Below are 13446 nucleotides of genomic sequence, written 5' to 3' on the forward strand. Positions count from 1 at the left end.
GGGAACACCTCCAGCACTTATTTGCATGTTGCATGCAAAATATCAAGCCTGTTGATGATATATGTCAGGACGAGGCTGGTGCCGTGCCCCTCCGGTCAGCGGTCATAGAAGGCACGCCCTCCGTCCACGTGCAGTGTGCGGCTGGTGATGTAGCCGGCATTCTCGCTTGCCAGAAAGACGATGAGGCCGCCGACATCCTGCTCCCCCTCGCCCATTCGGCGCATCGGGATCATCGATAGCTGATGTTCGCGCTCGGCCTCGCTCAGGCTTTGCCACCAGCTGTCGAACAGCGGCGTCGCAACCATGGGGCAGACGGTATTGACCGTGATTCCATATTTGCCCCAGCCTGTAGCCGCAGTCTTGGTAAGCCCCCGGACGCCCTCCTTGGCGATCGCATAGGCGCCCACTTCCGGCAGGCCCATGGTCGCCCCGCCAGAGCCGAAATTCACGATCCGGCCGCCCCGCGCCTTCATCGTGGGGAAGCACGCCTGCATCATGTAGAGCGAGCCGTGGATCGCCGACCGCAGGACGAGGTCGAGATTGGCGTCATCCACATCCTCGATCGGCCGGTTGTCGGTCGATACGGCGTTGTTCACCAACAGCCAGATGGGGCCGAGTTCCGCCTGGGCGCGCGCCACGGTGGCGTCGACCTGCGCGCGGTCGGTGACGTCGCACGGCGCGACCATCGCGCGCCCACCGGCCGCCTCGATCTGCGCCCGCGTGCGTTCCAGCGTCTCAACCGTCCGTCCCACCAAGACGACGGCCGCTCCCGCCTTGGCGACTGCAAGCGCGATGCCCACGCCCATGCCCGATCCACTGCCGGTGATGAGCGCGACCTTTCCTTTGAGCGGTCCTTCCATATCTTGTCCTCCTGCTGTTCAGAACAGCCCCGCCCTGCCGCCCGTCCAGGGAATGTAGGCGAAATAGCGCTCTGTCTGCGCCCACAGGGTGGGGATGATGGTGGGTTGGCTCAGGTCGCGGATCAGGTCGATATTCGCGGCGATGCTCTCCGGCGTGATCGCCGGATCGAACAGACCGTCATTGTCGAAGATGGCCAGCCGCGCGACGCGCCCTCCCCCGACGTTGAAGACTTCGCCGCTGAAATCCAGTTCCTCGCTGCTCAGATAGGCGATCAGCGCCGATACCTTTTCCGGCTGGAAATGGGTTCGGTACCAGAGCGCCAGATCCTCATGCGATGTTTCCGTCAGGCGGGAGGCGCCGGTCGGGAAGACTCCGTTCACCAGGATATTATGCGGTCGCCCGTCAAAGGCGGCGTCATGGGTCAGCCCCAGCAACCCGGCCTTGCCCGCCGCATATGGGCCCAAATGCCCCGCCCCCAGCACCGCCGATGACATGACATTGACGATCCGGCCGAAACCCTGATCGCGCATCAGCGGCCAGACACGCCGCAACAGCATGTAGGGTCCGATGAAATTGGTCCGCAAAACACCTTCGATCTCTTCATCGGCGAAGGCATCGGGTTCGCCGATCAACGATCCCCCGGCATTGTTGACCAATATGTCGATACGGCCGAAAGCATCCAGCGCGTGCTGGACAATGTCCCTCGCGGATTCGCCCGTGCCGACCATGGCGGCATCCGCCTCCGCCTCGCCCCCTGCCGCACGGATTTCTTCCACCACCGACTGCGCATGGGAAATGCTGCCCGGAGTCAGGGTCGATTGCGCGCCGCCATAGTCGTTCACCAGCACCTTTGCTCCGCGCGCGGCGAGCAGGAGCGCATGGGTCCGTCCCATTCCCCGTCCGGCGCCGGTGACAATCGCGACGCGTCCATCCAGTCGAATCATCCCCGGTTCCTCCTGTCAGTCGCATCAGTATACATGCAACATGCAGAGGATCGACTGGCCCGGCGCATGGGCGTTCAAGCATCGCCTATGCGGTGAACACGCTGTGGACCGTTATTCAGCCTGTCCGGCTGACCGTTGCTGGAAAGTGCGCGTTCGCTCGATATGGGCGCGCATGTGGCGTTCGGCAGCGTCGGGATTGCCTGCCTCTATGGCATCGATGATCGCCTTGTGATCACGCAATACTGCACGGCCGCTCCATCCCCGCGCGCGCGACAGGCGGCTGTTGAGAACCCGCAACTGCTGATCGATCTGCACCAGTTGACGCGCCAGACGCCCATTGCACGCCCCCTCGCGGATCATGCCGTGAAAGGTAGCGTCCAGTTCGACATGGCCGGCCAGATCATTTTGCGCGACCACCGCCTCATGCTGCGCGAACAGCGCCTTGAGTTTGGCGATGCCATCCGCATCCATGCGCTCGGCTGCGCGGCGCACCGTGACGATCTCCAGCCCTTCGCGAATATCCAGCAGGTCGAGAATGTCGCGGGTACCGCCCGCGATCACGGCGACGCCGGCGCTCGCCCGCGGCTCCACCAGCCCCTCCCGTTCCAGGGCGATCAGCCCTTCCCGCGCCGGGGTCCGGCTGACGCCAAGCCGCTTGGCGATTTCCGGCACGCTAAGATGCGTGCCGGGAGCGAGGGCGCCCGACAGGATCGCGCTGCGAAGTCGATCAGCCACCATTTCCGTCAGGGCTTCCGGCCGAGCCAGGGGTTCAAGCTGTCCCGACGCATCGGCATGTCGCTGTTCATTATGCATGCAGGTTCCATGCTCTGAAACCCGACGAAATTCAATGCCGACATCGCCGCCCAGCCCGCCGCTGCAAGGCCGGCCGGCAGCATCGTTCATATAGGTGATCGCTTGGCGGCAACCGCGCTTTGATTTTGTTCCCGCCCGAACAACATGATAGCAGCCCGCCAGATCAGTTATGAGGCATATATGAAATATCTTTTCTCGCTTGCGGCCGCCCTTTCCCTTTCCTCCGTCGCGATCGCGCAGGAGGCTCCCGCCATCAAGACGCGCACCATGGTCAAGACCGCCGATGGCGTCCGCGTCGGATTCATCGACCGGATCATCCAGAATGGCGAAGGCGCGCCGGCATCGGTTCAGATCATCTACAGGGGCCGCTTCGTCTCCATCCCGGCCGCGACCCTGTCCGCCGGCGACAAGGGACTGGTCACAAGCCTGACCGCTGAGGATCTCAAGAAGCTCTGAAGCCACGAGCTACCGCATTGGCGCAGGCGATCGGCCACGGCCGGCCGCCTGTCATGCATCAGGGGAAGGAGCTGGACGGCCTCGCCCAGCTGTTCGCGGCCATGCTGGTCCAGCCCTTCGTCACCGCTCCGCGCCGGGTTCGAAGATCGCGGCCGTCAGATGCTGCCCGCCATCGGCCAGCACGCGGTGGCCCAGAATGAAGCAGGCTTCGTCCGACACCAGGAACATCGCCGCGCCGCCAACATCCTCCACCGGATCGGCGAGGCGCGGCATCGCCGTATTGGCGATCAGCGTCTCGACGCTTCTGCCCTTCTTCGCCCGATACTCCGCAAAGACCCCGATATCGGGCACTGCCGCCTGCAGGAAATTGACGAGTATGCCGTCCTTCCCCCATTCGACGCCCGCCGACCGGCTGAGCCCGGTCAGCGCGAAATCCATGGTGACGGCATCCGACACGCCCTCGTTCGCCGTCGGACCATAGATCGACCCCAGATTGACGATGCGTCCGGTGCCTGCCGCCTTCATATGAGGATAGGCGGCCTGCATCATGTTGAGCGCGCTGAGCAGCACGTCGTTGAACGCCGCCGTGAAGTCCGGCGCCGCCTGCCTGTCTGCCAGCCGGTCCCACTTCAGAGCCGCGTGGGCGCCGTTCAGCACTATGTCGATCCGGCCATGCGCCTGCACCACGGCATCGGCCAGCGCCCGCGCGGCGGCTGGATCGGCAAGGTCCGCGCTGCGCGCTTCCGCATCCGGGATGGCGCGCGCAGCCGCCTGCGCGGCGTCCTGATCGCGGTCCACCAGCACAACCTTCGCACCTTCCCGGGCGAAGCGGCGGGCAATGCCCTGGGTCAATTCATTGGCCGCGCCCGTGACGATCGCGACCTGCCCTTCGATCAATCCCATCCTGTCCTCCCCGCGCTCAAACCGTCAGTTCGACGGCGGCCTGGCTGTGGCCCTTGTGGATATCCGTGCCCTCCTCATGCATCTGGAGCGGTGCGGTCGCCCATACGCCGCCGTCGACGCAGAAGACCTGCCCGGTGATGAAGCGGCCATTGTCGCTGCAAAGACCCAGCACCGCGCCGGCAATGTCGACCTCGCAATCGCCCATGCGACGCATCGGGAACTGCCGCACGCTCGCTTCGGCCATTTCCCGGTTCTGGTCGGCCCAACTCTTGTAGGCCCAGCTATCGCCCGCCGGCGTGATGCAGTTGGCCGTGATATTGTCCTTGCCAAACTCCCGCGCGGCGCTGCGCGTCAGCGCCTCATTGGCAGACTTGGTGATGTTGTAGTCGCTGGCATAGGGTTGCCCCCAGATGTTCCAGTGGCTGGAAAAATAGATCAGCCTCCCGCCGCCCACCTTGCGCATGTGTGGAACCGCCGCACGACTGGTCCAGAGCGACTGGTAGAAACCAGTCATCAGCGTCATCGTATAGTCAGCATCCGGCTTGTTCTCTATCGATCGGACCGGCGCGATCCCCTGAGCATTGTTGACGACGATGTCCAGTCGGCCGAATTGTTCGGCCGCATTGTTCACCAGATCTTCCATCTGCTGCCGATTGCCGACATCGGCGGCGACGAAGCGGGCCCGATCCGCCGCGCCGGGGATGCTGGCGATCAGCGCCTCATTCTCCCGGTTATTCTCCGGGCTGCGCGAGCAATAGACCACCGCAGCCCCCTCCTTGAGGAAGCGCAGGACGATGCCCTGCCCTATGCCCTTGGTCCCGCCGGTGACCACCGCCACCTTGCCGTTCAGCCGTCCATGCGTCTGCATCCCGTCTCTCCTCACGCTGTCTCGACCAGCGGCTTGCCCGCCGCCATGCGCCACATATCCGCGACCACCGGCAGGTGGATGGTCTGTCCGCCGTCGACCGCCAGCAACTGACCCGTGATGTAGCGGGCCGCGTCCGACAGCAGGAACAGCGCCGCCTGCGCTATATCGTCCGGCTGACCCAGATAAGGCAGTACATTATTGTCCAGGGTCATCTGAAAGAACTGATCGCCCATGTTCCGCGTCGTGGGCGTATCGATGAAGCCGGGCGCTATCGTGTTGCAGCGGATGCCGCGCCTGCCATAGGCGGTGGCGATCGATTGGCTGAGGCTGTGCACCGCCGCCTTCGACGCCGCATAGGCGGGGACGGTGCCCAGCGACAATATGCCGGCGGTCGACGAGATATTGACGATCGCGCCACCGCCGCGCTTCAGCATCTGGGGTATGCAATATTTGGCGGCCAGCATCGGGCCGCGCAGATTGATCTCCAGCGCCCGGTTCCAGATTGCGGCATCCATCTCGTGGATTTCGCCGTCCGCGCCGGTCTGTTCGGGTGCATTGTAGGACACGGTGTTGTCGAGCAGGTCGACGCCGCCGAAATGTGCGACGGTCGCTTCGATCGCCGCCCGCACCTGGCCCTCTTCCCGCATGTCGGCGCGCAATGCCAGCGCCCGCCCGCCCGATGCCGTTATGGCATCCGCCGCCGCGCTCGCATTGCTTTCGTCCAGATCGGCGATCATCACGGCCGCACCTTGCGCCGCGAGCAGTTCCGCCGTCGCCCGGCCGATCCCCGATGCGCCGCCCGTGACGACAGCCACCTTGCCCGCCAATATCGGCTGCACGACTCTCTCCTTGTATATGTTTCGCCAAGTTTATTATATTTTCAGCGAATACAGTCAATATGCCAATTATTCGTGCAAATATTCGTATTCAATTCAGAGATGTTCGCGCATCGAAGGAACGATCGTTCTTATCACCCCGTCATGTTACGCGGCACGGCGCCAAAGAAGGCCTTTCCGCCCTCGTCCAGGCGGATAAATTCTGACCAGACTCCCAGATCGCGGCGTGTGTCCGCGTAAATATAGTCGAGAGCGCCCGGCATCGAGCCGGCCATGGGCACATCATAACCCATGTCCCCAAGGCGATCGAGCATCGCCTGATGATCGTCGATCAGATATCCGAAATGGTGCAGCCGGATCGGCCCGGCGACGGGAGGAAGATGATCGTCATAGATCGTCTTCTGCATGGGATCGGGCTCGATGATCTCCGTCATCACATTGTCGATCCAGGCGAGCGCTATGCGTCGGGTGGGCGCTGGCCGGCCGTCGATCGCCGGAGGATCGTTCACCATGAATTCGACCGCGCCGAACCTGTCGCGGAACGCCGCGACGGCCGCCTCCACATCGCGGGTTACATAGCCGAACTGGAAGAAGCCCTTGAAGAAGTTCTGCACCCATGCCTCCATATCCGATGTCGCCATCGAATTTAAAGGTACGCGTAAGAACCTATATTGGCAAGCCGGCGCGGCGTTCCGCTCAGCCGCTCATGCCTGGTCGAGGGCCTGGGCCGGAGGGGAGGAAGTGCCGGCATCTGGCCGCAGGAGCCGGTTCGTGAAGGTCGCGGAAAAGGCCACCAGGCCGATAAGGATGAATATCCCGCTGAAATTGGCCGCGTCCATCGAACCCCGGAGTTCGAGCAGGCTGGCGGCGAAGCAGATGCCCAGCGACAGGCTGATCTGCTGGAATGTCGCATAGAGGCTGGTCGCCGCGCTCATTTTCGACTGGTCGACATCGACAAAGGCCAGCGCATTGTACCCGGTGAACAGCAAGGACGTGAAAAATCCGGATATGAGCAGCACCGCGCCCAGTGCAGGCTGGGGCCAGGCCGGACTGAACAGGGCACAGCCGCTGATGGCGATTGCAGCCGCCACGCTTCCCGCCATCAGGCATGCACGATAGCCGAACCGCTGGATGACCGACGGCGCGATCGGCTTCATGGCCAGGGCGCCGATCGCTGTCGCCGCCATGATCGTGCCCGCCTGGGCTGCGGAAATGCCAAAGCCGATCTGGAAAAGCAGCGGCAGCAGGAAGGGTTGCGCGCCCTGCGCGATGCGGGTCAGCGTGCCGCCCGCCACGGAAAGGCCAAAGGTGCGGATGCGCATGAGCGAAAGATCGAGGATCGGGTCTTTCGTTCGACGGGCATGCACAAGATAGGCGATGAAGAACAACGCGCAGCATCCCAGAAGTGCGATGATGACCGGCAGCCCGACAGCATGGCTGCCAAGTTCCAGACCGAAGATGAGGCATCCGAGCGCCAGTCCCGACAAAACGAAGCCCCGCGCGTCGAACTGCGCCACGTCGTCTTCCCTTATCTGGGGAATGAGCCAGATCGCCAGCGCCAGCCCGGCCGCGCCGATCGGGATGTTGATGTAGAAGATCCAGCGCCAGTCCAGATAGGTCACGATCAGCCCGCCCAGCGGTGGTCCGACGATAGGCCCCACCAGGGCCGGCATGACGAGCCATGACAAGGCGGCGACCAAGTCATCCCGGCTGACGCTGCGCAGCAGGACCAGCCTGCCGACCGGCACCATCATGGCGCCGCCGATACCCTGAAAGAAGCGCGCGCCAACCAGCGTCGGAAGGCTGTTCGACCAGGCGCAGGCAACCGACCCCGCCATGAAGATGGCGATCGCGCTGCAAAAGATGGTGCGTGAGCCGAAACGATCGGCCGCCCAGCCGCTGGCGGGAATGAATGCCGCGAGCGCGACGAGATAGGATGTGAGCGCGAGGCTGAGGCCCGAAGCCGGGATACCGAAATCGCGCGACATGGCCGGCAGCGCGATGGTCAGAACGGTGGCATCCAGTTGCTGCATGAACAGGGCGAAAGCCACCACCAACGCAATGACGCGATAATTCCGCCGGCGCTCAGACACTCTTTTGCAAACTCATGCTTCCAGACCGTCGACCGCCCGAACTGTACCAGTGCCTTCATAGGCCATGTCGCGGCCGAAAGATATGTTCCAGGCGGAAAACCGTTTCCCGCTTTTCCGCACGATGCTGTGGGTTCTTTGTTGTCGCATCCTTTGCGCGGAAAACCGGTTCCCACTTTTCCGCACGATGCTGTGGGTTCTTTGTTGTCGCATCCTTTGCGCGGAAAACCGGTTCCCACTTTTCCGCACGATGCTCTACGTACCGCTCTTGCCCAGGATACGCTGCTCCAGCCGCTCCGCGACGGATTTGCGTATCGGGTCGCCGGCGCGGATCTTTCGCCAGGTATTGTAGCTGATTCCATATTGCATCATCAGCACGTCGCTCGTCTGGCCCAGCATGCCAGAGAGCATATGATCGACCACATGCCTGGATACGGGTCGCATGGTCGCAAGACGGTCGATGGTCATTTTCCATTCCCCGGATTGGCGGGGAGCGCGACGGGCCGGACGCGCTCCCCAAAGGATCAGAAGGATATGCGGACACCCGCCGTGATATAGCGACCTATCGGATCATAAGCGCTGCTGGCGGCCGTGGTGAACGTCGTCACCGGCGGAGGCGACAGCGGGGGATCGCGGTCGAACAGATTGGCCACGGACAGATAGACCTGCTGCTTGCCGCCGCCCATGTGGAGATTATAGGTCGCCGTGACATTGGTGTAGAACACCGCGGGCGTGCTGTTGTCGTTGATGTCGATGCCCTCTATCCGCGTGGCATCCAGCTTTGCTGCGCTGATGAAACGCTCCTGCACGAACAGCGAGAAGGCTTCGTTCGACCAGTTCGCCTGAAGCACGCCGCTCCATTTCGGCGTGATCGTCTCGCCCAGCGCCTCGCGCACCGGAGACCCGGGAGTCTGCGAATTATTTTCCGTCGCATGATTGCCGATCAGACGCACGTTGAGATTGCCGCCGGCAAAATCGGTCTTGTAGCCGATTTCGAAGTCGATGCCGGCGACGGTCTGCTCCGCCAGGTTGAGGTTGGGGCGCAGGATGCTGAGCGATCCCGAAGGCAGCACCGTGATGTTCGCGCACTGGGCCTGGTTGCCCGCCGCGCATTCGTCGACCACCCGCTGTTCCGCCAGCGTGGTGATCGCGTCCTTGAGCTTGATCTTGTAATAGTCGACCGACGCCTGGAAGCCGGGGAGCCAGCTCGGCTGATAGACGCCGCCGAAGGTGATGGTCCTCGCCCGTTCAGGTTTGAGATTGGGGTTGCCGGTGGCGAAATTGACCTGCGGCGTCGTCACGCCATTGTAGACCACATTGCCGTTCAACTGCGTCGCGGGGTTGAACAGTTCGAGCAGGTTGGGCGCGCGAATATCCTGCGACCAGGTGCCGCGGAAGCGGAGCGCGTCGTTCAACTGCCAGCTGCCGCCCAGTTTCCACGTCGTCGCCCCGCCCGACGTGCTGTAGTCGGCATAGCGGACCGCTCCATTGAGGTCCAGCGACTGGGCGATCGGGCTGTCCTTGAGCACGGGCACGGCAATTTCCAGATAGCCTTCGCGAATGTCATATTCGCCGGAAAAAGGCAGCGGATTGAAGAAACGATAGGGCCCTTGCCGCCCCTGAAGCGCGGCCGGGCCACCGCGAATGCCGGTGAAATCGATGCGCGTGGGGGACAGGGCATCAGTCGTCTGCTTCGCCGTCTCCTTGCGATATTCGACGCCGGCCGCGACCGAGATCGGTCCGGCAATTTGCAGATTGTCGCCCAGATCACCCCGGATGTTGATCGCGGCGACCTGCTGGCGCAGTCGCAGGTTCAGGACATTGTCACCGGTCACATAGTCGGTGATCGCCTGATTGGGGGCCTGCGGTCCGAACAGATTGCGCGGGGTGCAGCCCGGATCGAGGCCGGCGAGCGTCGAACGGCAGACAATCTGTCCGGCCTGGTTCCGCACGGCATCGGCCGAAGCATAGAGATTGCGCGCGATGGTGAGGTTGTTCGACCGCAGTTCCTGGTCCGACTGGCCAAAATTATAGGATGCGTCCCATTTCCATGTGCCGTCAAGCTCACCGCGCACGCCGATCGATCCGTGATAGACGTCTATAGTCGATTCATTCTCGACCAGCGGCAATTCGCCCTCGAACCGGCCGAGCTGGAAGGACTGGACATTGGCCGCCACCATGCGGGCCAGGATGTCCGCCGGCAGATAGGCGTTGTCGCGATAGATGGTGTAGGCCGCGTTGGAACCGACATTCTGGCTGACGAAAGCGCCCTGATTGGTATGGCTGCGGGCGTAGAGTCCCTCGACGAACAGCGTCGTGGCGGACGACAGGTCAAATTCGGCGCGGGCAAAGCCGTTATAGCGCTCCTGCGTCGGTTGAAGGCCGATATTCGCCCTCGCGCCGTCGCCGCCGCTCTGGAAAGCCGTGCCGGTGATCGTGCCATAATCGAAAGGCGCCGAAACGCCGTTGGCGAGGAATTGCGTGCCGCGCAGCGGACCGGCGCTGATCAGGCCACCATAGGTGCCGATCGAGCTGCGGATCGAGGGGATGATGAGGTTGAGCGGGCGAGCGCCGGCCACCGGGTTGACGATCTGCCCGGCATTGTCGTCGAACCAGTCGCGATGCGTCCTTTGGTCGGCGCGCAGCCCCTTCTGGTAGAAATAATCGATACCCGCGACGAAACGGAGCCGATCGTCCGCGCCCGCGGTGCCGAAGGCAAAGGAACCGCCGAACGAGGGCAGATCGCCATGGGTGGAAATGCCCGTCAGCGCCTCCGCCTTGAAGCCCCGCAATTTCGTGTCGAGCACGAAGTTCACGACGCCCGCCACCGCGTCGGAACCATAGGCCGCCGAAGCGCCGCCGGTCACGACATCGACGCGGCTGACAAGGCCCTGCGGAATGATGTTGATGTCGACCGAACCGCCGCTGTTGGTGGCGGGCAGGCGCCGGCCGTCGAGCAGGATCAGGGTCCGCTGCGCGCCCAGGCCGCGCAGGTTGAGCAGATTCTGGCCGCTGCTGCCGCCGCGGCTGTTGGTGGTTGACGGACTGGACGTCTTGGTGCTGCCGTTGAAGGCGGGCAACTGGTTAAGGCCGTCGGCAAGGTTGGTCGGCGCGGCCACGCGCAGTTGCTCGGAACTCGCCATGGTGACTGGCGTCGGCGTCTTGAAGCCGTTGGCGACGCGGCTGCCGGTGACGACGATCGATGCGTCGTCGACAGAAGCGGCAGCCGGATCGGCAGCCACATCCTGGGCCGCCACATCCTGCGGCGCCACATCCTGCGTCACGGCCGGATCAGCAGCAGGCGCGGCTGTCGCGTCCTGCGCCGCCGCGCCCGAAGGCGTCATCACGGTCAGCGCCATCGCCAGCGGCATCAACGCCGCCCCTTGCGCGAAAAGGCCCTTCAGTTGCTTGTGCATCAATAGTCTCCCAGATCTTATATTGTCAGGTTGAAGCGAGGAAAGTCTCAGTCCTGTTCGATGGCCTTGCGATTGGCGCGACTGCCGATCAGCAGGGCGAGCAGGGAAAGAAGCGCCGCTGCGGCGCACCAGGCGCCGGGGATCGCCTTGTCCCCGGTCGCGCCGATGAGGGCGGTGCTGATCGCGGGGGTGAAGCCACCGAAGATCGCGGTCGCCGTGCTGTAGGCCAGGCTGAAGCCGACAGTGCGGACATGGCCCGGAATGACTTCGGTCAGATAGACGATGAAGGCGCCGTTATAGGTGGCGTAGATCGCGGCCAGCAGCAGTTCCACCGCCAGCAGCTTGCCGAAGGTCGGATCAGCCACCAGCCAGCTCATCAGCGGATAGGCAAGCGCCGCGCCCAGCAACGTCGCGGTGATCAGCAACGGGCGGCGGCCGACCTTGTCCGACAGCGCACCCATGACGGGCAGCAGAATGAAGTTGGTGAGGCCGACGCAGGCAGTCACGAGCAGGCTGTCGCCCGCGTCCAGGTTCAGCACCTTGCTGCCGAAGGTCGGGGTGTAGGCGGTGATCATGTAGAAAAACACGGTGGTCATGACCGCCATCAGCGCGCCTTGCAGCACGATGCCCCAGTTCGCGCCGATGATGCGCACGATCTGGCCGATCTGCGGATGCTCCTTGCGGTTCAGGAACGCCTCGGTCTCTTCGACATGGCGGCGGATGATGAAGAGGAAGGGGATCATCACGCAGCCGATGATGAAGGGCACGCGCCAGCCCCAGGCCTGCATGGTTTCAGGCGGCAGGCTCGTCGAGACGATGAGGCCGATCAGCGCGGCGAACACCACCGCCGCCTGCTGGCTGGCCGACTGCCAGGATGTGAAGAAGCCCTTGCGATGCGGCGGTGCGATCTCGTTCAGGTAGACCGACACGCCGCCGACCTCGACGCCGGCGGAAAGTCCCTGGACCAGCCGGCCGACCAGGATGATGAGCGGCGCCGCAAGGCCGATCTGCTCATAGGTCGGGGTGATCGCGATGGCGAGCGTACCGAGCGCCATCAGCCCCAGCACGAGCAGCAGCCCCTTGCGGCGGCCATGATGGTCGACATAGGCGCCCAGAACCAGCGCGCCGACCGGCCGCATGAGGAATCCGGCGCCGAAAGTCATCAATGTCAGCAGCAGCGAGGCGAACTCGCTGCCGGTGGGAAAGAACGCCTTCGAGATGTAGGTGGCGTAATAGCCGAACACCATGAAGTCGAACATCTCCAGGAAGTTGCCGCTGGCCACGATGAAGATGGATTTGAAGGCCGACTTCTTCCTGTCGGTTGCCGCTTCAGTGAAATCGGCTGAGGCCGTGTGGGTCTGGGCGGTCATGGGGTCACCTTTTGCGATGCCGGTTCAAGGCCGCTTTCACGAATGATGCTGTAGGCCTTGGGCGAGGAGAGATAGTCGAGCAGGGCCCGCGCCGTTTCGGGCTGGGGCGAATAGGCGACGATGCCGCCGGAAAAGGGTGTCACCTTCTGGAGCGAGTCCGGCAGCAGCCCGACGATGCGGATGCCCTTGACCGGCTTGAGTTCGGAGAGTTGCTGGAAACCGATCTCGGCCTCCCCCCTCGCCACGATCTCGCCGACCGGAGTAGCGGGGATCATCCGCCCTTTGGGACGAACCTGATCAGCGACGCCCAGCCTGTCCAGCATGGTCGTCTGGATGTAGACGCCACTGGCGCTGTCGGACCATGCGACCGACTTCGCGTTGAGCAAGGCAGTCCGGACGGCATCCGCGGTCGAGATGTCGGGAATGGGCGCGCCGTCCTTGACCGCCACGGCGATCTTGGAGAGCCCCAGATCGATCTCCGTGCCGCGGCTGACCTGACCTGCGGCGACCAGCTTATCCAGTGCGGAACGCGCGAGTATGACGACGTCGGCCGGTTCATGGCGGGCAAGGCGCGCGGGAATCGCGTTGCTGGTTTCGCCCATGGATGGCCCATGTTCCGTCACGATCCGGGTGCCGGTTTCGGTGCGATATTGCGCGGCGAGCCTGTCAAAGGCCGCGCTGAAACCGCCCGATGTCAGCACGTGGATTTCGGCGGGCCGGGCGGCCATGTCGGCGGAGGTCTGGCAGGCGGAAAGCAGCAATGCCGCAAAGGTCGCCATGGATACGCGCGACACATTGCGGCGCAGGGCCGACAGCATCGCGGTCACGACGGATCGCTCCATGCCATTTGCATTGCACCTCTCCTTCAAATCCATTCTGTCCGCTGGCA

General features: G+C 63.6%; 13 protein-coding genes. 1 reads left to right on the top strand and 12 read right to left on the bottom strand.

Going from position 1 to position 13446, the window contains the following annotated elements:
* Positions 1-95: 95 nt before the first annotated feature.
* The 3 genes from MRBLMC3_RS11885 to MRBLMC3_RS11895 all read right to left on the bottom strand — a co-directional run bounded on the left by MRBLMC3_RS11885 (position 96) and on the right by MRBLMC3_RS11895 (position 2618).
* Positions 96-860, bottom strand: a complete 765-nt coding sequence (locus MRBLMC3_RS11885) for an SDR family NAD(P)-dependent oxidoreductase (protein ID WP_363736314.1) — start codon at positions 858-860, stop codon at positions 96-98.
* Positions 861-878: 18 nt separating this feature from the next.
* Positions 879-1805, bottom strand: coding sequence for an SDR family NAD(P)-dependent oxidoreductase (locus MRBLMC3_RS11890; RefSeq protein WP_363828987.1), 927 nt, complete (start codon positions 1803-1805; stop codon positions 879-881).
* A 111-nt stretch (positions 1806-1916) separates the two neighbouring features.
* Positions 1917-2618 carry a GntR family transcriptional regulator gene (locus MRBLMC3_RS11895; protein WP_363828989.1) on the bottom strand — a complete coding sequence of 234 codons (702 nt, stop codon included), beginning with the start codon at positions 2616-2618 and terminating at the stop codon, positions 1917-1919.
* A gap of 180 nt (positions 2619-2798) precedes the next feature.
* Here MRBLMC3_RS11895 and MRBLMC3_RS11900 point away from each other — a divergent pair, with 180 nt between their 5' ends.
* Entirely contained in the window at positions 2799-3074 is a 276-nt protein-coding gene (locus tag MRBLMC3_RS11900) for a hypothetical protein (RefSeq protein WP_133651354.1), read from the top strand.
* A 120-nt stretch (positions 3075-3194) separates the two neighbouring features.
* On the opposite strand, the gene MRBLMC3_RS11905 is transcribed toward MRBLMC3_RS11900, so the two are convergent.
* From MRBLMC3_RS11905 to MRBLMC3_RS11945, 9 genes are all read right to left on the bottom strand, one after another.
* Positions 3195-3977, bottom strand: a complete 783-nt coding sequence (locus tag MRBLMC3_RS11905; RefSeq protein WP_363828991.1) for an SDR family NAD(P)-dependent oxidoreductase — start codon at positions 3975-3977, stop codon at positions 3195-3197.
* Between the two features lie 16 nt (positions 3978-3993).
* Positions 3994-4845: an SDR family NAD(P)-dependent oxidoreductase gene (locus tag MRBLMC3_RS11910; protein ID WP_363828993.1), complete on the bottom strand. Its 852-nt coding sequence runs from the start codon at positions 4843-4845 to the stop codon at positions 3994-3996.
* Positions 4846-4856: 11 nt separating this feature from the next.
* Positions 4857-5684: an SDR family NAD(P)-dependent oxidoreductase gene (locus MRBLMC3_RS11915; RefSeq protein ID WP_363828995.1), complete on the bottom strand. Its 828-nt coding sequence runs from the start codon at positions 5682-5684 to the stop codon at positions 4857-4859.
* 131 nt (positions 5685-5815) lie between these two features.
* Positions 5816-6295, bottom strand: coding sequence for a VOC family protein (locus MRBLMC3_RS11920; RefSeq protein WP_363736325.1), 480 nt, complete (start codon positions 6293-6295; stop codon positions 5816-5818).
* A 90-nt stretch (positions 6296-6385) separates the two neighbouring features.
* Positions 6386-7774 carry a DHA2 family efflux MFS transporter permease subunit gene (locus tag MRBLMC3_RS11925; protein WP_363828997.1) on the bottom strand — a complete coding sequence of 463 codons (1389 nt, stop codon included), beginning with the start codon at positions 7772-7774 and terminating at the stop codon, positions 6386-6388.
* 252 nt (positions 7775-8026) lie between these two features.
* Positions 8027-8239 (bottom strand): hypothetical protein, encoded by a 213-nt coding sequence (locus MRBLMC3_RS11930; RefSeq protein WP_133651359.1) that lies wholly within the window; start codon positions 8237-8239, stop codon positions 8027-8029.
* A gap of 56 nt (positions 8240-8295) precedes the next feature.
* The gene (locus MRBLMC3_RS11935) at positions 8296-11187 is read right to left on the bottom strand and encodes a TonB-dependent receptor plug domain-containing protein (protein WP_363829000.1); all 2892 of its coding nucleotides are present in this window, start codon (positions 11185-11187) and stop codon (positions 8296-8298) included.
* A gap of 47 nt (positions 11188-11234) precedes the next feature.
* Positions 11235-12557 carry an MFS transporter gene (locus MRBLMC3_RS11940; protein ID WP_363736331.1) on the bottom strand — a complete coding sequence of 441 codons (1323 nt, stop codon included), beginning with the start codon at positions 12555-12557 and terminating at the stop codon, positions 11235-11237.
* Positions 12554-13399: a substrate-binding domain-containing protein gene (locus MRBLMC3_RS11945; RefSeq protein ID WP_363829001.1), complete on the bottom strand. Its 846-nt coding sequence runs from the start codon at positions 13397-13399 to the stop codon at positions 12554-12556. Before MRBLMC3_RS11945 ends, MRBLMC3_RS11940 begins: the two co-directional genes overlap by 4 nt.
* Between the last annotated feature and the right edge of the window lie 47 nt (positions 13400-13446).

It is taken from the genome of Sphingobium sp. LMC3-1-1.1 (genome assembly GCF_040676285.1).
Classification (GTDB): Bacteria; Pseudomonadota; Alphaproteobacteria; order Sphingomonadales; family Sphingomonadaceae; genus Sphingobium.